At 62.9% G+C, this 17,502-nt stretch carries 21 protein-coding genes and 2 pseudogenes; 9 read left to right on the top strand and 14 right to left on the bottom strand.

The genetic code is table 11. The annotated features are described in order from the left end of the window. From AC0CH8_RS18615 to AC0CH8_RS18605, 3 genes and pseudogenes are all read right to left on the bottom strand, one after another. Positions 1–285: cyclic nucleotide-binding domain-containing protein (locus AC0CH8_RS18615; RefSeq protein ID WP_465241164.1), on the bottom strand; the 285-nt coding region annotated here is incomplete at its 3' end. Positions 286–396: 111 nt separating this feature from the next. Next, positions 397–558, bottom strand: a pseudogene (locus AC0CH8_RS18610) (DUF6894 family protein); the annotation flags it as partial. A 61-nt stretch (positions 559–619) separates the two neighbouring features. Beyond that, positions 620–868: a DUF6894 family protein gene (locus AC0CH8_RS18605; RefSeq protein WP_465241163.1), complete on the bottom strand. Its 249-nt coding sequence runs from the start codon at positions 866–868 to the stop codon at positions 620–622. 287 nt (positions 869–1,155) lie between these two features. Between AC0CH8_RS18605 and AC0CH8_RS18600 the strand changes: the two genes are divergently transcribed. Continuing rightward, entirely contained in the window at positions 1,156–1,872 is a 717-nt protein-coding gene (locus tag AC0CH8_RS18600) for a Crp/Fnr family transcriptional regulator (protein ID WP_465241162.1), read from the top strand. 104 nt (positions 1,873–1,976) lie between these two features. Here the strand turns inward: AC0CH8_RS18600 and AC0CH8_RS18595 are convergent, their stop codons facing one another. Together AC0CH8_RS18595 and AC0CH8_RS18590 are read right to left on the bottom strand one after the other, a co-directional pair. After that, positions 1,977–2,216 carry a DUF6894 family protein gene (locus AC0CH8_RS18595; protein ID WP_465241161.1) on the bottom strand — a complete coding sequence of 80 codons (240 nt, stop codon included), beginning with the start codon at positions 2,214–2,216 and terminating at the stop codon, positions 1,977–1,979. Positions 2,217–2,567: 351 nt separating this feature from the next. Next, positions 2,568–3,348, bottom strand: a pseudogene (locus AC0CH8_RS18590) (IS5 family transposase). An 11-nt stretch (positions 3,349–3,359) separates the two neighbouring features. Between AC0CH8_RS18590 and AC0CH8_RS18585 the strand changes: the two are divergent. Further along, positions 3,360–4,001: a Crp/Fnr family transcriptional regulator gene (locus tag AC0CH8_RS18585; RefSeq protein ID WP_465241160.1), complete on the top strand. Its 642-nt coding sequence runs from the start codon at positions 3,360–3,362 to the stop codon at positions 3,999–4,001. Positions 4,002–4,019: 18 nt separating this feature from the next. Here the strand turns inward: AC0CH8_RS18585 and AC0CH8_RS18580 are convergent, their stop codons facing one another. Next, positions 4,020–4,253, bottom strand: a complete 234-nt coding sequence (locus tag AC0CH8_RS18580) for a hypothetical protein (protein ID WP_465241159.1) — start codon at positions 4,251–4,253, stop codon at positions 4,020–4,022. 340 nt (positions 4,254–4,593) lie between these two features. Between AC0CH8_RS18580 and AC0CH8_RS18575 the strand changes: the two genes are divergently transcribed. After that, positions 4,594–5,115, top strand: a complete 522-nt coding sequence (locus tag AC0CH8_RS18575) for a hypothetical protein (protein ID WP_465241158.1) — start codon at positions 4,594–4,596, stop codon at positions 5,113–5,115. Positions 5,116–5,171: 56 nt separating this feature from the next. Here the strand turns inward: AC0CH8_RS18575 and AC0CH8_RS18570 are convergent, their stop codons facing one another. Then, positions 5,172–5,612, bottom strand: coding sequence for a hypothetical protein (locus AC0CH8_RS18570; RefSeq protein ID WP_465241157.1), 441 nt, complete (start codon positions 5,610–5,612; stop codon positions 5,172–5,174). 132 nt (positions 5,613–5,744) lie between these two features. Between AC0CH8_RS18570 and AC0CH8_RS18565 the strand changes: the two genes are divergently transcribed. Together AC0CH8_RS18565 and AC0CH8_RS18560 are read left to right on the top strand one after the other, a co-directional pair. Further along, on the top strand, positions 5,745–6,968 hold the full coding sequence (locus AC0CH8_RS18565; RefSeq protein ID WP_465241156.1) for a Gfo/Idh/MocA family protein: 1,224 nt from the start codon (positions 5,745–5,747) through the stop codon (positions 6,966–6,968). Between the two features lie 389 nt (positions 6,969–7,357). Continuing rightward, positions 7,358–7,810 (top strand): hypothetical protein, encoded by a 453-nt coding sequence (locus tag AC0CH8_RS18560; protein WP_465241155.1) that lies wholly within the window; start codon positions 7,358–7,360, stop codon positions 7,808–7,810. A gap of 754 nt (positions 7,811–8,564) precedes the next feature. On the opposite strand, the gene AC0CH8_RS18555 is transcribed toward AC0CH8_RS18560, so the two are convergent. After that, positions 8,565–8,714, bottom strand: a complete 150-nt coding sequence (locus AC0CH8_RS18555) for a hypothetical protein (protein ID WP_465241154.1) — start codon at positions 8,712–8,714, stop codon at positions 8,565–8,567. A 230-nt stretch (positions 8,715–8,944) separates the two neighbouring features. Here AC0CH8_RS18555 and AC0CH8_RS18550 point away from each other — a divergent pair, with 230 nt between their 5' ends. Further along, positions 8,945–9,364: an HIRAN domain-containing protein gene (locus AC0CH8_RS18550; RefSeq protein WP_465241153.1), complete on the top strand. Its 420-nt coding sequence runs from the start codon at positions 8,945–8,947 to the stop codon at positions 9,362–9,364. A 100-nt stretch (positions 9,365–9,464) separates the two neighbouring features. Here AC0CH8_RS18550 and AC0CH8_RS18545 read toward each other — a convergent pair whose 3' ends face one another. Continuing rightward, positions 9,465–10,004: a DUF937 domain-containing protein gene (locus AC0CH8_RS18545; RefSeq protein ID WP_465241152.1), complete on the bottom strand. Its 540-nt coding sequence runs from the start codon at positions 10,002–10,004 to the stop codon at positions 9,465–9,467. Between the two features lie 389 nt (positions 10,005–10,393). On the opposite strand from AC0CH8_RS18545, the gene AC0CH8_RS18540 reads away from it, so the two are divergent. The 3 genes from AC0CH8_RS18540 (at position 10,394) to AC0CH8_RS18530 (ending at position 13,323) form a co-directional block, all read left to right on the top strand. Further along, a complete protein-coding gene (locus AC0CH8_RS18540) occupies positions 10,394–11,170 on the top strand; it encodes a hypothetical protein (protein WP_465241151.1) in 777 nt (258 codons plus the stop codon). Between the two features lie 190 nt (positions 11,171–11,360). Continuing rightward, positions 11,361–12,791: a L,D-transpeptidase family protein gene (locus AC0CH8_RS18535; protein WP_465241150.1), complete on the top strand. Its 1,431-nt coding sequence runs from the start codon at positions 11,361–11,363 to the stop codon at positions 12,789–12,791. Next, positions 12,766–13,323, top strand: coding sequence for a DUF3597 domain-containing protein (locus tag AC0CH8_RS18530; protein WP_465241149.1), 558 nt, complete (start codon positions 12,766–12,768; stop codon positions 13,321–13,323). Before AC0CH8_RS18535 ends, AC0CH8_RS18530 begins: the two co-directional genes overlap by 26 nt. A 156-nt stretch (positions 13,324–13,479) precedes the next feature. Here the strand turns inward: AC0CH8_RS18530 and AC0CH8_RS18525 are convergent, their stop codons facing one another. The 5 genes from AC0CH8_RS18525 to AC0CH8_RS18505 form a co-directional block, all read right to left on the bottom strand. Next, positions 13,480–13,671, bottom strand: a complete 192-nt coding sequence (locus AC0CH8_RS18525; protein WP_465241148.1) for a hypothetical protein — start codon at positions 13,669–13,671, stop codon at positions 13,480–13,482. Positions 13,672–13,859: 188 nt separating this feature from the next. Beyond that, positions 13,860–14,450, bottom strand: coding sequence for a DUF4197 domain-containing protein (locus tag AC0CH8_RS18520; RefSeq protein ID WP_465241147.1), 591 nt, complete (start codon positions 14,448–14,450; stop codon positions 13,860–13,862). A gap of 173 nt (positions 14,451–14,623) precedes the next feature. After that, the gene (locus AC0CH8_RS18515) at positions 14,624–16,309 is read right to left on the bottom strand and encodes a recombinase family protein (protein WP_465241146.1); all 1,686 of its coding nucleotides are present in this window, start codon (positions 16,307–16,309) and stop codon (positions 14,624–14,626) included. Next, on the bottom strand, positions 16,306–16,719 hold the full coding sequence (locus AC0CH8_RS18510; protein WP_465241145.1) for a DUF2924 domain-containing protein: 414 nt from the start codon (positions 16,717–16,719) through the stop codon (positions 16,306–16,308). Before AC0CH8_RS18510 ends, AC0CH8_RS18515 begins: the two co-directional genes overlap by 4 nt. Continuing rightward, complete coding sequence (locus AC0CH8_RS18505) at positions 16,716–17,231, bottom strand: DUF3489 domain-containing protein (RefSeq protein WP_465241144.1); 516 nt, start codon at positions 17,229–17,231, stop codon at positions 16,716–16,718. Before AC0CH8_RS18505 ends, AC0CH8_RS18510 begins: the two co-directional genes overlap by 4 nt. Positions 17,232–17,502 lie beyond the last annotated feature (271 nt).

Below are 17,502 nucleotides of genomic sequence, written 5' to 3'. Positions count from 1 at the left end.
CTCATCCAGGATCGTCGCATGAAGATTGCAGAAGTCGCCCGGCAGAAGCAGTCCGGTGATCTGCCGGCTTCCTCCTGGCAGGTACTTCACGCGCGCTACCCACCCCGCCAGCACCAGGTGGATCCGTGTCGGCCTGTCGCCTTCATCGATGATGGTGCCGCCGCTGGGGATGTCACGGAAATAATGGACGAGCCGATCCAATGAGGCACTATCTTCAGGCGACAGATCGGCAATGGTCCGGAGCTTGGCCGTCAGGGGATTTGCCGAAGCGCTTGCATCCATCATAGCCGGTATAACTGCGGAACGAGACGTAAGGCGCAAACTTAGGTCAAATCTACTGCCATACCGGAGGAGTGCCGCGCTGCATCGCCGATGCGAAAGCTTTGAACGATGGGGTTAGGTCAGATCTCTCGAGGCCGGCGTTGCGCTTCCGTCAATGATGATCTCCCAAAGGATCAACCCCCCGGCGTCCGTCACCGTGATGCTCCAGGGGCGGAATCCCCAGAACGCATCTGCAGCATCGATCATCATCTGGCCGCAGGTTTGTATCGCCTGCTGACGAGCCTCGGCATAGGCCTAAAGCAACGACAGTGACTCAATTCGGAGCACCTTTTGACCCTCATCGTAGCTCAAGCGATGCAGGCGCAGCAAAGCCGTCCATCGTGATCTCCCACAGGATTAACCCTGTCTCGTCGGTCACCGTCACCGTCCAGGGCCGACTTCCCCAAAAGACCTCTGCGCCGTCCATCATCATCTGCCCGCAGGTCTGAATGGCTTGCTGACGGGCCTCCTGAGGTGTTGCCAGCTCGTACCCTTCCATGTCGGTCATGCGCGTGTCGGTCTGCGAGTGAAAGAAGTAGCGTGGCATGATGATCCCCTTGCAGCGCTGGTGCGAGAGGATGGTGCCTTGATCCCAGGCGCTGAACTCTGCCGGGATCAGTAAGGTAACATGTGAATGTGCTGGAACGATCCCGATGCACCGAGGACAATGCGAACTGCAGGCGATCTACATCACCGCCAGCTTGATCGCCCGGGGCTGCCACCGGGTATCCAAACAATCATTCTGATTGACGGTCGGAGGGGAAGGATTGATCTGCATCAGTGTCGGATTGGTTAATCTCTGTCACGGCACGTCGTCTGACGAAGCGGAGCAGGATGGCGATCGGAGCAATAGAACGGCTAGGGGGGCTGGCGACGCTCGGAGCGGCAGAAGTTGCAGCTCTTGAGGACGCTCTCGCAGACCGAAAAGCCTACCCGGCACGTACCGACCTCGTGAAGGAGGGCTACTCAGCTCATGGGGCGCTTGTCTTGCTGTCCGGGTGGGCTGGTCAATACAAGGCTACGCGAATGGGCATCCGGCAAATCACGTGCGTGCTGATGCCGGGCGATATCGATCTGCTCGATGTCCTTACGCCGGACGTCCTCGACTATAGCATCTGTGCCCTGACGGCTGTGACAGTGGCGCGCGTTCCAAAGGATAAGGCGAGGAGGCTCGCTCGCGATCATCCGGCGATCCTTGAGGCGGTGTTACGGTTGCAAAGGACCGGAGAGACGCAGCTCCGTGATACTGTTCTGAACGTCAGCAGGCGGACCGCGATGGATCGCCTTGCAACGCAGCTGCTCGCCCTCTGGTCCAGAGCATCGGATGCGGGACTGATCCAGGAGGACCAGCTGCACCTGCCGCTCTCCCAAGGTGATCTGGCGGACACAGTCGGGCTGACCCCTGTTCACCTCAACCGTACACTTCAGAAGCTGAGAGCAACCGGGCTTGTTGTGTTGCGCAATGGCATTCTCCGGATCCCGGATCCAGCCGCGCTCGCGCGCTTGGCTGGATGCGGCCTACCGGTAAGCCGACTGAAGCTCGTGGCATGATCCTCGTTTCCTGCGGCGCGGCGAACCAGCCCTTAGGGGGCCTCCGATCGCAACGACGCGCTCAACCCCCGAGACTCCGGTCATCCAGCACCAGCTACCATCGATCAGGCAGGCACGATCTCGACCGCATCTGAAAACCTGATCGAGTACACGACGGTATCGGACTCATCGTGGACATCGATACGGTGCCCAAGTTCGATCCGACCTGTACGAATGTCGCCAGCCATACAGTCCCGTGCGTTCTTGAGAGCGACGTCCGCAACCGCCTCTACTTCTATTTCGACACCGTCTGGATCGAGGATCTCATCCTCGCTGTTGCGCAAGTGCAGGTAGAATTTCGGCACTAGGGGCTCTCGCGATCAGGGGCGGGAGCAATCAACTCTCAGTCGATGGAAACCCGGGAAAGCAGCCAGCGATGATCGTCCCCTAACCATGCCTTCGGAACGCGTCGACAACATACGTATGCAGAATGGTCATTGACGTTGCTTAAGTCAGTCACATTGACATTCAGGCAAGCAAGAATGTCTTATCTAGATTAGTAATCTGCGTACGAGAGTTAGCTGTTACCTGGTTGAAGGACGGAAGGGAGCACAGGTTACTATGCGTACGGCTGAATCGGCGTCCTTTGCGGGCTCGGATGCCCAGCAAGAGAGACGTACCACGTTGGACCATGCGCTAGGGTCAGGACTCATTGGTCACAGCCAGAAGATGACAGTGGCCGCGAGGGCAACGGCCGAGAAGAAGACCGTTGGGCATCGGTCGCAGCGTGTGGCGACGCGGCGCCAATCTTTCAGGCGGCCGAACATGATCTCGATGCGGCTGCGGCGCCGGTAGCGCCGCTTGTCGTACCTGACCGGCTCGTTGCGCGATGTACGGCCCGGGATGCAGGGCTGGATGCCCTTGGCTTCCAGGGCGTCCCTGAACCAATCCGCATCATAACCGCGATCACCAAGCAGCCATTGCGCCTTTGGCAGATCGTCAAGCAGAGCTGCCGCGCCGGTGTAGTCGCTGACCTGCCCGGCGGTCATGAAGAAGCTCAAGGGCCGCCCGTTTGCATCGCTGACGGCGTGCAGCTTGGTGTTCATGCCGCCTTTCGTGCGGCCGATCAGGCGGCCGAGATCCCCTTTTTAACCCGCAGGCTCGATGCCGTGCGGTGTGCCTTCAGGTAGGTCGCATCGATCATGACGGTCTTTGGCACGGCCTCCGCTGCCGCGAGACCCTCCATCATGCGCAGGAAGACGCCTCGTTCACCCCAGCGCTTCCACCGGTTGTACAGCGTCCTCTCGACTGCGCTCGAGACAGGCTTGTGTGGACCTAGGCGCTCGGTGCATCACACCAGCGCAGTCCGTTGCGATTGACGAAGACGATGCCACTCAGCACCCGCCGGTCATCGACCCGCGGCTTGCCATGGCTCTTGGGGAAGTACGGCTGCAGGCGCGTCATCTGCTCATCCGTCAACCAGTACAGGTCGCTCATCCACGGTCTCCTTGCGGAGCCTGAATCAGATCGCGACGCTCACATCAATGGGTCCTGACCCTAACCCCTGCGCAATCCTGCTGTCCGGCTTTGCTATCCGACAGAAGATCGAAACGGAGGGGGCTCGGCAAATTGTCGGTATCCAGATCCCCGGTGACGCGCTCGACATGCAGCATCTGTTCCTGGATTGCGCTGACCACAATGTGCAGGCTCTCGGCAATGTCGAATTAGCGAACATCCCCCGCGCCGCTCTCCAGCAGATCGCGATGGCGCGGCCGACAATCGCGCACGCCTTTGCCGTGAACAACCAGATCGAGGCATCGATTGCTCGGGAATGGCTGCTCAACATCGGCCGGCGGGACGCCCGCAGGCGCATGGCTCACCTGCTGTGTGAAGTGGCCGTCCGGCTCGAGCGACAGCACCTCGCGGCAGAGTATCATTACGAGTTGCCGATGACGCAGGAGCAGCTTGCCGACACGCTGGGGCTTACGGCTGTTCACGTGAACCGCACACTCAAAGGGCTGGAGACAGAAGGGCTGATCACGAGAGCCGGCCGTGCGGTGCGGATCGTGCGTCCGTTGGAGCTTCAGGACGTGGCGGGCTTCGGTGCCAACTACCTTCACCTGAAGCAGCAGAAGGTCGCGGCACAATGAAAGTCCAAGCCGTGGGTATCAGTCCTTGAGCGGCGTTGCGCCGACCGAGACTAGGTAGCGACCTACCTGCTCGTCTCCCCGCGCCACGGTCACCTCCGCACCGAAAAAGGGATTGCCGTGCGAGACCTGTTCGCCGGCGATCGCGATGGTGCCGGAAAGCGCCGCCTGCCAGGCTTCGTTGTCATCGGCTTTCTCCTGCTCGCCAGTTTGCGAGAAGTGCTCGTTGACGATGGTGATGGTGTAGAGGGGCATGGGATCATCGTACCCGCCGACCGATGATCCGCGACAACGTGGGTTAGAAGACAAAATCGTACCGTCACTTCCCAGCCAACGGCTTCCAGAGATGATGGCCACCCCATGAGAAGGGCCCGATAATTTCTCATGTAACACGCGATGCGAGGCGGTTGAGCCCGTCAGTAACCGGTCAAGCGGGATCACGAGCCATCGCTGCAGAGGACGCTGACGATCAGAAACGGAGGCGGTAACGCTAGTTATTGGGCCGATTCAGCAGCTTTTGCCGGAGTGGTTGTTTAACCGTCTCTCCACCCTCCCAGCGGCTTCTTCCCGCACGGTAGAGCGGGAGTGTATCCGGATGATCATCGACAGCCACATTGAAGCACCTGCCTTCCAGAACGACGCCAGCACACTTCTCGAGGCTCATGGCCAGATCCGGCGATGTCTGATCAAGCTGGAGGTCGAAATGGCGCGAGCCACTCCGAACATGACCTCGCTCGCAGCGGCAAGGGTGCAACTTTCGAGGGCGCAACGGCACCGAGCCGATGCGCTCGGCGCGGTGTTGGCACGGCTTAGACTGGCCGGTGGGCCTGCGCTGCGACAGGCTGAGCGAATGCAAACAGAGGTCCGGAACTTCCAGTTGGCAGCAAGCTCGCACATCGCCCGCTGGAATACCGTTACGATCCCCTCAGACTGGCAAGGCTATCTGTCCGCTTCAGTTTTGCTCAAGGATGCAACACAGCGTCAGATCGCATCCGAGCGGCAGCTATTGCGCGGCATCGACTGGATCAGACTGTCCACCTCGATGATGGAGTTGACGGTAGCCAGGAGCGGCTGCCCAGATCTCTTTCCGCCGATTCCCCCCGCGGGCACCGTCTGAGCAAACAGACTGAGCCCAACGGTCAGCACCTGTCGGTCTAGTGGCTGACTACGGTGTCATGCGGCCAGAGTGTGGGAAAGAGGCCAGTTTGGCACCTGCAGCTGGGGGACGAGGTGAGCTTCACGAAAAAGCGCATCTCTCACGCTGCGGTGAATAGAATGAGCGGTGAGCCGGCATTTAGGCCAGTCTCGGCGAACGTCGCTATCATGCCAGACCTTGAGGAAAACCTGGTAGTCATTCCCCAATTGTACGCAGTCGAGCTTCAATTCCACGGCTATACGTCGCGTGTCAGATGCAGATTGGATCACCGGATCATAGATGGTGCTGTGCTTATACCGCTGGTACGATGTCAAAGCATCAGCCAGTTCGCCGTAAAGGGATCCGGAAGCAGAAGCAGCAAACTCCTTGCCTCTGGCGATCGCCTGCTCAGCTTGAGCTACGACTGCCAGGACACTCGCCTGATGGGCTTGGAAAGGCGCTAGCGCGTGGGCGGGCATGACTGCCGTGCTACCAGCAAACGGTTAAGGAAAGAGGCGTCGCAGAGGCGCTGCTACACCGTGCAGATATGCTCCGGTGTCATCTTCCACGAAACGGGTTACGCTGCCGGTAGAGTCGCAAAAAGGAGCTTGGTGACGGTCGGCATCGGCATGACGAGGCGAGGGTTCATCGAGGCTAGTGGTGGTGCTGCCGCCATCACGCTGGCGGCCGCGCCGGCGGCAGCGCTGGCGCAGGCTGGCGGCGCTACTGCGGTGGCGGGCAAGCCGATGCCGGACGGCGTGAAGCTGCCCTCATCCGCGCCGCGGCCAAGGCGACCGGACAGCGTCGGGTTCGCGATCGTCGGGCTCGGCGGGTACTCGCTGAACCAGATGATGCCACGGTTCGCGCAGGCCGAGCGATCTCACATCGCCGCACTGGTCTCCGGCAATCCTGAAAAGCTGAAGATCGTGGGGGACGCTTATGGGGTACCTGCCGATGCGCGATATTCCTACGATGCTTTTGCGAGGATTGCTGCCGATCGGCGGATCGATGCAGTGTACGTCGCCCTGCCGACGGGTCAGCACGCCGAATGGGTGATCCGTGCCTTTGCTGCGGGCAAGCACGTCCTCTGCGAGAAGCCGATGGCGCTATCGAGTGCGGAGTGCCTACGGATGATCGCAGCTGCCCGGCGCGCTAACCGGAAGCTGATGATCGCTTATCGGTCGCATTTCGAGCCCTACAATGTCGAAGCCATGAAGCTGATGAAGGCGAGGGCGGTTGGTGACATCCGGCTTGTACGCACCGAGCAGTCCTACCGAATGGGGCCAACCAGCCCGGGCGACAACTGGAGAGCGAGCCGAGCACTGGCGGGTGGTGGTCCGCTGGAGGACTATGGCATCTACGGTCTGCAATCGGCGCTCTACCTGACCGGCGAAATGCCGGAGAGCATCAGCGCCACCGCTTTTCGACCCGCAGGCGATCCTCGCTTCGCAGAGATCTACGCCCATGTCGCATCCCAGTGGCGCTTCCCGTCAGGTGCCGTCGCTCAGTTGGCGACGTCGTACGACTCTGCCGGCATCAACTTCGCGCACGTGCGGGGCACAGAGGGCGTCCTCATCATGGATCCAGCGACCGGCTACGCAGGGCAGAAGATGCGCATCGAAGGTCACGACGCCCGGGAACTCACGCCGGGCGATCCCAGCGTCCAGTTCGTAGGACAGATCAACCACTTCACAGACGCGGTCCGCGATAACGCCACCATCCGCACGCCGGGAGAGATGGGCCTGCGCGATCTGCGGTTGATCGAAGCGATCTATGCCGCAGCGGCAGCAGGAAAAACGGTGAAGCTGGCTCCAGACGGCACTATGCGGCCATAGCGGCCAGGACTGATTGAGCGGGTCAGCCAGCCCAGCAGAACGGGCAGAGGGCCGGCCGGCGACGCTGTTCACGTTGTAGCTGGCGATCTTCATGGGCGCTCCCGCTTGGCCGAGCGAGAGGCTAGTATGTTGCTCCTAGGAGGTCGCACCGCCGCTCGACCTATTCCCATGCATAATCTGGCGCGCGAGGTTTAGTGTGTCCTCGATCCGCGCGGCCAACAGGAACTCGTTGAGTCCATCGGCTATCGTTACCGCCTCGGCCAACAGGGTCGTGAGATGCAGTAGGTTGCTGTTCGTCGTCACCGGCAATCCCCTCCCTTGGTAACATACATCACCTTGCCGCCTCGGTCGAACGATCAGGATTGGACTTGCCGCATGACAGAATCGTCATGATACTCAGCGACGACGACCGCTCCCATGACAGTGCGTTCGCGGACGGGAGAACACGCATGGACCACAACACGGAGGCGGTCTGGAATACGGACACGAGCTTATTGGATGCCCCGGAGCTAGAGGTCGTCGCGCGGCTCATGATCGCCGCCAGACGATCCCTTCACACCGCCTTGCCGTCCGAGCTCATCCCAGACCCGGCAATGGACCTTCTCCTCCAGCTCTTCCTGGCGGATGTTCGCGGCGAGCGCCTCCTAGCCAATCGCCTAGCAAAGGCCACGTTCGGCTCGCTTCCGACCCTTCAGCGCTGGGCGGCGGCGCTGGTACAATACGGCCTCATCGACCGCGACGAAACCGGCTTCGGGCTCACTGCCGATGGGCGCTTGAAGATGGTCCAAACGCTACGAGCAGTAGTGGACAGCCAGAGCCATGCGGACGCCGTGACAGTCTGAGCCTCCCGAGAGCGAGCATCTTGGGTTAAGCCATCTAGAGCCGGAACTGCCGTACTCCATACACGCCAGCGCGGGGGATTAGTCCCGCTTGCGAGCGGCCAACGCTGAAGCCGTCGAACCACTCTCGATGATCGGCCGGCTCGGCTTGCCGCCGAGTTTAAGGGCGGTAGTGCGTCATTCCCGGCCGAATACAAGCCTGGACGGGCGTCTGGAGACTGCGTGGCCCGAACGGCCTCAGGACGCCTACGCGCTGCTCATGGCCGAGCCTTACTCAGGGGCGAAGACGCAGCTGTTCAGAAGCTGAAGCCGGCGCTGGGTTACTGTCTGGCGAACGGTCAGACCGCGAAGCTCAGCCGAGGGGCGTTAAGGGACTTTACGGGCGAGGCCATGTACAAGCTGGCGGTGGCAACTCAGGGGTCGGTTTCGACAAGAGCGAACGGATCGAGCCAGCACCTCACCGGCTTCTGGGATGGACGTCGCACACCTTGCGACTGCCAGCCCATACCTCGACGATGTGAGAGTGCGCTTGCGCCTCGGCGGTGCGCACCGCGTGGTCGTCGTCAGTGCAGTCCTCGTCCAGTGCGTGTGATATCCGGCCGTCTGGCGTCAGCGGATACAGACGATAGTGCGCGATGATCTTGACCCTTGGTCCTTGGAAGGACGCTGGGGCGTATCAGAATGGGACAGTCGCGGAAGGCCTGAAATCAGTTGCCTGCGCGAATTCGGCAGGTTGCCGTAGCGTCGGACGGTGACATTACTGCTGCCGCTCTGCAATGATGCGAGCACACAGGTCGTGCTGGTCCGCAAGCTCGGACAGCGTCGAGAACGTGCGCGTATCGTTGACCCCCATCGCCAACCGACGGCAGCGCTCCGCTTCCCGGGCGTGGTCGTCTGTCGTCGCCATCAACGCAGCGAGGATTGGCTCAGGGTACATAGAAGGGCGGGCGCCTTATGGGGTAAGCGTGTCAGTAACGCTGTTTCCAACCGCTACGATCCGTTGTCATGCCATTAGCGACGAATGGCAGCCTTCGGGCGCTAGCCGGCCGATCTACGTGGCTCACAAGCGCAGCGGAGAGGCATGTTGCTCGGCACAGCGCGATTGGCTCCGACGATCTCCAGACCTACAAACCAGTCATGCAGGAACTGACCCTTGCCGTGGTTGGCATCGACTTCCCAAACGCCGATGGCAGCAACCGACGGTCCGAAGCGTTGATGACCCTGCCGGGCGAACCAATGGAGCTGGTGCCCGAGTCGAAGGACAAGCACGACAGCAACGCCATCGCCGTAATCAGCTCGCGCGGCGTGCAGATCGGCTACCTGAGCGCCGAACGGGCACCCTACATCGGCGGACGCATGGGCCGCGCGGAAGACGCCGTCGCGATCTTCCAGGGAATGGACGACGGCTCAGCCTTTGTCCGGGTGCGGTTTGGAGGAGGTGCGCCGACGTTGCCGCCGGCGTCCAGCGCTGCCACAAGCTCGTCACGGAGAGTGAGCCAGCCACATGATCCGGACGGCTTCTATCCCGACGATGAGGGACCGGACTGGGGCGCCTAGAGGTGCAGGTCAGGGGGCGTGATGGCCGGCACCGAGGAGGGTGAGGTCGGACCGGTCCTGCCCGTCCTCGATGCGCTCAACGACGAAGCTCACCTTAGTCTCAGCGGCGGCCGCCCAGGATCGAGCCCAGGATGCCGCCAAGGCCCCCGGCAGGCGACCCCCCGCCTGTTGCGCCACCCAACACTCCGCCACCGCCGCCAGCGCCTCCCAAGCCGCTGAGAACCGAGCCGAGAATGCCGCCAAGACCGCCCTGCTGTCCGCCCGAGCGCCCGGCGAGGTGTCCTGCCACCAGCATCGCCAGGATCGGCAGCATCTGCTGCAGCAGCGCCGGGCTAAGCCCACTGCTCTGCGCCGCATGCCCGGCCACCTGACGACTGACGTCTTTCGAGCCGAAGATGCCTCCAAGCAATTGATTGCCCTGATCAACCTGCGTCGGCTCGGTGCCCACTACGTTGTCAGCGAGGCGTGCTCCGCCAAGATCGTTGACGTGCGACTCAACGCCTGCGGCATTATCGCCCATTCCGCCCAGCACAGACGGCAACAAGGCTTCAGCTCCACGCCGCGCCTGGTCCGCAGGGATGCCCAACTGGCCTGCCAGTGCTTCGATACCACCGTTCGGCAGCAGCTCGTTCAGGTTCATGTTTGGTCCTCTCGTGAACATCATCAACAGCCGTTGCCGCTTATAGGTCCGCGATAAGGCGCTGTTCCGTTCGGCAGGGTGGAGCGTCGTTATGCTGAGGCTGGCGTCGCCGCATCATTAGGTGAGGGTGATGGCCGCCGCTGCCGGCGCAGATGCTCTCCCCTCGCTTGCGGGCGGATAGCTGTGCCCCCGGTCTGGCAGTTTTCTGCATTGGCCGTATTGGCGACATCTCATCTGGTTGTACCAGCTCGGGTGGTGCAGGCGCATCAAGCTTCCAACCTGTTACTTTGAACCCCCGCGGCATTGGAACCGTTCAAGTTGCTCGGATCGCACGGAGTTTAGACGGTCCTGCGCGATCTAACGCTTGGAAGCTAACGAGGAGAGACTGGATGAGCATCGACAATCGAGCAGGCTTCGGATCTGACGACCCGAACCGTGGACCGATCGACCGTGCAGTGAATGCTCTCGATGGTCGCGACGATCCAATCCGAGGACCAATCGACCGCACTGCCAATGCTGTCGCCGGCCATGACGATCCCAATCGCGGTCCCCTGGACCGCGCTGCAAACGCTGTTACCGGACACGAAGGTGGCACTGCGGCAGCTTCGACGGGCGACCGGTCGGGGTCGCACACATGGAGCGGCGGCAGCGTGATCTCGGCCATGTTCGACAGCCAGGCCGAAGCCGAGCGGGCAGTCTCTGAATTGCGTCAGGCGGGTGTCCACGATGCGTCTCTCTCTGTTATCGCCCAGAACAAGGGAACGATGACGACGAGGGGCGGCGACGGTGAGGTCACCGATGAGGAACATACCAGCGTTCTTCGCGGTATCCTGGGCGGTGGCGCTCTCGGTGCAGGCCTCGGCGTGGCTGCGCTCGCCATCCCGGGCGTCGGACCCCTCGCTGCGCTCGGCGCGATAGCCGCGGCGGCCGTCCCAGAAGCCATGGCGATCGGCGCAGTTGTCGGCGCGGCTGCCGGTACCTTCAACGAGGTGCTGACCAAGCACGGCGTCAGCGAGGACGATGCAGCCTATTACGGCGAGCGGCTGAAGACCGGCGGAGTGCTCGTGACCGTCCAGGCTGCAGGCACCGAGGGCGAGCGCGCTCGAGAGGTGCTGTACCGCAACGGCGGGCATTCGGCATCGCAGGCACGGTCCACCGCATATTGATCAATGAGCCGGGGGCTGCGGCTCCCGGCTCAACTACCCCGTCTTGGACGGCAGCTCGCCAGGAGCGATACCGGCGCGACGAACTTGAACATTCGGGCTGTACCCGCGCTAGGTCGAAGGCGCAGCTTGACGGGCGAGCAGCCGACAGGCTGAGCAACGTTCATCCAGACCGAGCTTTGAGGAACAACGTGTGCGTTTAACAGTGGGTTGGTCTCTGGCGATTGGACTCTCGCTGTCCGCTTGCAGCGTCCGTTTTGGTCCGGACGAAAACTCAACCTCTCCGGCAGCAGAGGCGACAGCGCAGCCCCAGTGGTCCGCCCAGGCAAAGGAGCAGTTGCGCAAGGCTCTTGAGGCGCGAGCTGCGCACGGGCTCGACAAGGTTGACTTCGGCGCCACTTCGAACGCGGACGCGGATCTTACCGGACAGGCAATGCGCTACGCGGCAGCGCTGGCGCGTGGTGCCGCTGACCCCACGCAATTGTACGATGTTTACACTGTGCCGCGACCATCCCCTGATCTGAAGGCCGGGCTTGCCAACGCGCTGCGTGCCGGCGACCTGACCGGATGGTTTGCCAGCCTCGCTCCGCAGGACGCCAACTACAAGAAACTGTCTGACGCCTACCTCAAGTTGCTCAGGGCGCCGGCCCAGCCGGTTGCAGAGATCCCGGTGATGGGAGAGGCGATCAAGCCAGGGGCGGCGGATCCCCGTATCCCGGCTATTGCACGCGAGCTTGCCATTCTCGACTATGTCACTCCGGAGGATGCTCAAGGCGATCGGTATACGCCCAAGCTGATTACAGCCGTTCGACAGATGCAGGCCGATTACGGAATGAAGCCGGACGGCATCATTGGCAGTGAAGCGCTGGCGATCCTCAACATGTCCGACGTCGATCGCAGCCGCGCTATCGCTGTCTCGATGGAGCGGCTGCGGTGGCTGGAGCGGACACCGCCTGCAACGCGCATCGACGTGAACCTGGCCGCCGCCCGACTGACGTATTGGCGTGACGGCAAGATCGTCGATAGCCGCAAGGTTATCGTCGGTGAGCCCGACACCGAAACGCCGCAGCTTGGATCGCCCATTTTCCGGCTGGTGGCGAACCCGACCTGGACCGTGCCTCGCTCGATCCAGAAAAAGGAAATAGCCAACAAGGGTTCTGGCTACCTCAAGGCCAATAACATGGTGTGGAAGGATGGATGGATCGTGCAGCAGCCGGGGCCCAAAAACTCGTTGGGACTGGTCAAGTTCGACATGCAGAACGACCATGCCATTTATCTGCACGACACACCCGCCAAGCCCCTGTTCGCCATGGTGCAGCGGCAACGTAGTCATGGCTGTGTCCGGGTCGAGGATGCGCTCGGCTTTGCGGAAATGCTGGCGAAGGATGAGGGCGTCCTGGATGAGTGGCATACAGCGCGGGCGAGCGGAAAGGAGACCTTCGTGAAGCTGCCAGGGCAGATCCCGGTCCGCATGCTCTATCAGACGGTGCTGTTCGACGATGCGGACGAGCCGATCGTCCGCAACGACCCATATGGCTGGGATGATCGCATCGGTGCAGCTCTCGGGTTCAAGGCTGGCAAAGCCCTGCGCGTGCAGAGTGGTGCCGTCGACGTCGGGCCATGAACCGAAGGCTGACGGCGGCACCTGGACGCAGTCGCTGCGTTTCAGCATTTCACCAGCATTGGAGTTGAGCGTGAGCATTTTCGGCAAAATCAAATCGGCAATCTTCGGCGAGCGAGGTGTCCTGGGCAGCGGGCACTTCGGCACGCCTAAACCCGATGCGCCTGCGACGGCCCCCGAGCCGAGGCTCGACACCACTCCAGCATCGACGGTTTCGGCACCCTCAGCCGCGCCGGCCCCGGCAGCCGCGCCTACCCAGCATTCGGCGACTGCGGACAGCGTCGACGTTGAGGCCGTGCTTCAGGCCATGGCTGCGCGGAAGGGAATGTCGCTGAACTGGCGAACATCGATTGTCGATCTGATGAAGCTTCTCGATCTCGACTCCAGCCTCGCCAACCGGCAGGAACTCGCAGGTGAGCTCGGCTACCACGGCTCGAAAGATGGCAGTGCGGAGATGAACATCTGGCTGCACAAGGCGGTCATGCGCGAGCTGGAGAAGAGCGGCGGCAGGGTTCCGGCTGCTCTCAAGGACTGAAGGCTAGAACCCGCACGTAAAGCAGCGGCAGGGAGCACGTCCTGCCGCTTGGTACGCCCCGCGCGAACGTCGAGCGTCGTTGGCGATGAGCGCAGCGCTCCAGGTCAGATTTCTAGCCAAATCTGGCGAATTCAGCCATATTATCAGCAGGCTTCGTTAGGGCGCACCGAACTTCATGCGTGGGTGACAGAAGATGATCTTTTCGTCCTCGTTGCGGATCTCCACGCGCTCATGCTGCCCGCTTCGCACCGCATCTTCAGCCTGAACCATCGCCTCGCCTAATTTGCCGCTGATCGGCTCACGGGCAATTTCGAGAGCGTCCTTCAGAAAGACCATGTCGTAGCTCATCGATATCCTTCCAAACGAACGACGTGGGCGTTCGCTCGTTGATGCACAAGGAACGGGTGTGATCGGGAGGAGGGCAGTCTCGGCTTCCTTGCGCTGCTCCTCGGTCTGCTGACGGCACAGTTCTGCGTCGGTTGCCATGATCGGCAAGCGCGTTTTTCGCACTGTCGAAGACGAACGCTGGCCTTAGTCTAGCTTGGTATCCGACCGGTCAGTATCGCCTCGACAAGCGGATCGCCGGCACGCGCCGGTACGGCGCGAATGGCCGCTTCTTCCCGGCCAATCGCACGCCAGAGCCCTTGTGAAGCCTGGCTGGTCACTGCGCGCTGGATCGCGGGTATGTCGATGCCGGTCGCCGCGCCAAGGACCGGCCCGAGGATCGACCCGCCTCCGAACTGCCGAAGTGCCTCACCAATCTCGGGGAACATCGCATCGATGATCTGATCGCCGATGGATCGTTCAAGGTAGGAGGTGGCGGCGGTCGGCCCGCCGTGGACGATGCCGAGTGCATCCGAAAAGGTGAGGGACTGGATCGAGTCATAAACAAGCGGCGCGGCGCGATCCGCAGCTTCGCCCGCGGCGCGGTTGATCGCCAGCGTCAGTTCACGCTGCACCGGTGCCGAACGCAACAGGGCACCGAGAACCGCGGCAGAACGATCGCTGCTTCCACCTGGAAGTTTAATGCGCGCAGCGGGATCGTTCAGGTAGCCGTTTGATGTTGCCAGGCGGGCAAGCGCACGCTGGCTGGAGATCTCCAGCAGGCGTCGCAGGCCCTCGGTCAAACCTCCACCAGGCCCGCCTGTGACGCAGGCTGGCAGAGCGAGCAGCGGGGCCATCAACGCTGCACCGAGAAGCAGGGATCTGCGCGAAGGCTGGGACATGCGGCTGTTCTCTTCTGTCGGCTGAGTAGCCTCTAACTCGCCTCAGCCGACCTAACGCCGGCTGAACGGGAAGATCAGCGTTGCTCTGGCAGTAAAACAGCAACCTGTTTATTCCACATTGCCGGCACTCCCCCGGTGGCGGTCAATGTCGCTCCATCCACACCAGCCCTGATGTTGCCGGCAAGGACCGCCTCCACGACCGCTGGTGCCAGGAAAGCCAGCCGCAACACCCGGGTGACATAGCCTGCCTGCACGTTCTCGCGGGCAGCGAGCGTGCTGACATCGATCTCGCCCGCCTTGAGGATGCTCCACCAGCGCCGCGCCTTGAGGATGAGGCGGACGAGCGATCCGTTGGCGGTCGCGGTCACGCCGCTGCCACTGGCATGCACCAGCCGCATGACACGTCCTGAGCGGGTGAGCCGCACCTCCGAGCGGATGGTGATGCATTCTACTGTGGTGGCGTTGCTGGTGAGTTGAAGGATCCCGGCAATGGCTGCAGCATTGCAGACCAGGTCGATACGCTCGTCATGGATCTGCACCGAGGTGACGATGCTGCGGGCAGCATCCTTCAGGATAGCGGGCGCACCCGTCGCAATCGCGTCGGCTTTCGCTGCGGCGGCGGCAAAGCTGTCCGGCGTCAGCTCGAGCTGTGCGGCAGCAGCAAGCTTAACCGGGTCGGCAAATAGCGCAGCGATCCGCCGGGTGACGGCAGCCTCCAGCTCCGTGGCCGGAATGCGCAGCCCGGTGTCGCTGGAGCCGGTCTGCAGGTCACGACTGACATAGTAGCGGTAGCGGGCCTTCCCCCTGGCGGCATGGGTGGCGACCAGCGGCTGCCCTCGCGCATCCACGACGCGGCCGGCGAGCAGGCTGGTCGCTGCCCGGCCACCGCGGCGCTGCTCGCCCTGGCGGTTGTCGGTGAGCTTTGCCTGCACCGCTTCCCACATGTCGCGCGCGATGATCGGCGCATGGAGGCCGGCGTGAACGCGTCCCTGATGGTGGATCTCGCCGACGTATGTCGCACAGCGCAGGATCGAATAGAGGTTGCCGCGCGAGAAGCGGACACCGCCAAACGCCTTGCCACCGAGCGTGGTGCGGACCGGCGCGCTAATATTGGTGCGTTCCAGCTCCTCTGACAGGCTGCGCACCGAGCCGAGCGCCAGATACCGCGCGTAGATGTGCCGGATGATGGCGGCATGCTCCTCGACGATTCTGAGGGATCGTCCATCAGGGGCGTAGCCAAGCGGCGGCGTTCCGCCCATCCACATGCCCCGGGCCTTGGAGGCGGCGATCTTGTCGCGGATGCGCTCGGCGGTGACCTCCCGCTCGAACTGGGCAAAGGAGAGCAGCATGTTGAGGGTAAGCCGCCCCATGCTGGTGGTGGTGTTGAACGACTGGGTGACCGAGACAAAGCTGGTGCCGGCGGCATCGAAGGCCTCCACCAGCTTCGAGAAGTCGAGCAGCGAGCGCGTCAGCCGGTCGACCTTGTAGACGACGATGATGTCGATCTCGCCGCCTGCGACATCGGCCAGCAGCCGCTGCAGGGCAGGGCGGGCGAGCGTCCCGCCCGAGATGCCGCCATCGTCATAGCGCTCACCGCTCAGCAGCCAGCCTTCGCTGGCCTGGCTGAGGATGTAGGCGCTGCACGCCTCTCTCTGCGCATCGAGCGAGTTGAAGTCCTGCTCCAGGCCCTCCTCGCTCGACTTGCGCGTGTAGATCGCACAGCGGACCGTGGTCGCGGCTCTGCTCAGGACAGGCTTCATGCCGCGACCTTCTTCTTCAGGCCGAAGAAGGCAGGTCCGGACCAGCGGGTGCCGGTGATCGCGCGGGCGACCTCGCTCAGCGAACGATATGGCCGCTCCTCCCAGCGGACGACCCGATCCTCTCCCACCGTCACCACATGCACGCGGCCCTGCCACTCGCGCACCAGCCGCATGCCGGGGCGGGCAGGGGCGGTCAGCGTCTCGCCGCGGCCGAGCTGGTCGAGCGTGCGCGTGGTCGCCCGCGACAGGCCGCCGAAGCTGCGCGCCTGCAGCTCCCACGCAAGCGCCAATCGTAGCAGCTTCGGGCTGATCCGCGGCACCGGGCTGCCGGTCAGCGCGGACCACCGCTCGCGCAGGGCCGCCGAGGACAGCGCCTCCAGCGCGGCGATCTCCGCCTCGACAGCGCTCATGCTGCGGCCGCCCCGGCGTCGATGCGGTAGCAGGTCGCGCCATCGCGGCTGTACCGCACGATAGCGTGGCCCTTCTTGCGCAGGCCGGTCAGCGCAGCGCGGGTGGTATGCGGCAGCCAGCCGGTGGCGGTGATCAGCTCCGGCAGCGTTGCGCCCGCAGGCTGCGACAGCAGTGCCACCACCGTGCTGGCTTTGGTGACCCGTGGTGCGGCAGCAGCAGGCTCGGGCGATGGCGGCTGCGCCGCGCCTTGCTCGCCATCCACGATGCCGATGGCGGCCAGGCCCGCCGCGGTAGCGAAGATGCCATAGCGCAGATCGCCGTCGGTGCGGTGCACGGCACCCGGCTCTTGGGTCTCGCGCTCTTCCACAAAGCCGGCGCTCACAAGCGCGGCGATGGCCTTGGTGATGCCGCCACCGCGGCGCAGCGTCTGCGGCAGAGGATACAGGCTGGCGGTGTCGTTCTGCGCGGCGTGGGTCAGCAGGATGGCCTGCGTGTCGCTGAGTCTTGGCATGGTGGTGTCCTTGTGCTCGCAGCGGCTCCAGTGCCGCTGCCACCACCGGCAGCCCTGTCGGTCACGCCGATCAGGGCTCTGACTCGTCCGCCCTCGCTGCGCATCCGAGTCGGGCATCCTGTCGCTCTAGTGGGCGCTCAAGTCCAGTTTGCTTCGTCACTGCGGGCACGTTTGTCGCAGTGTCGATGGTACTCCCAAGGAACGCCAATGAGCAGACCGGGGCCAGACCCTGTCCCGTATGCCTATCAACCAACAGGCAAACGGCGGCATC

The organism is Sphingomonas sp. AC435, from assembly GCF_979253005.1.
This window is presented reverse-complemented; position numbering and strand designations above follow the sequence as displayed.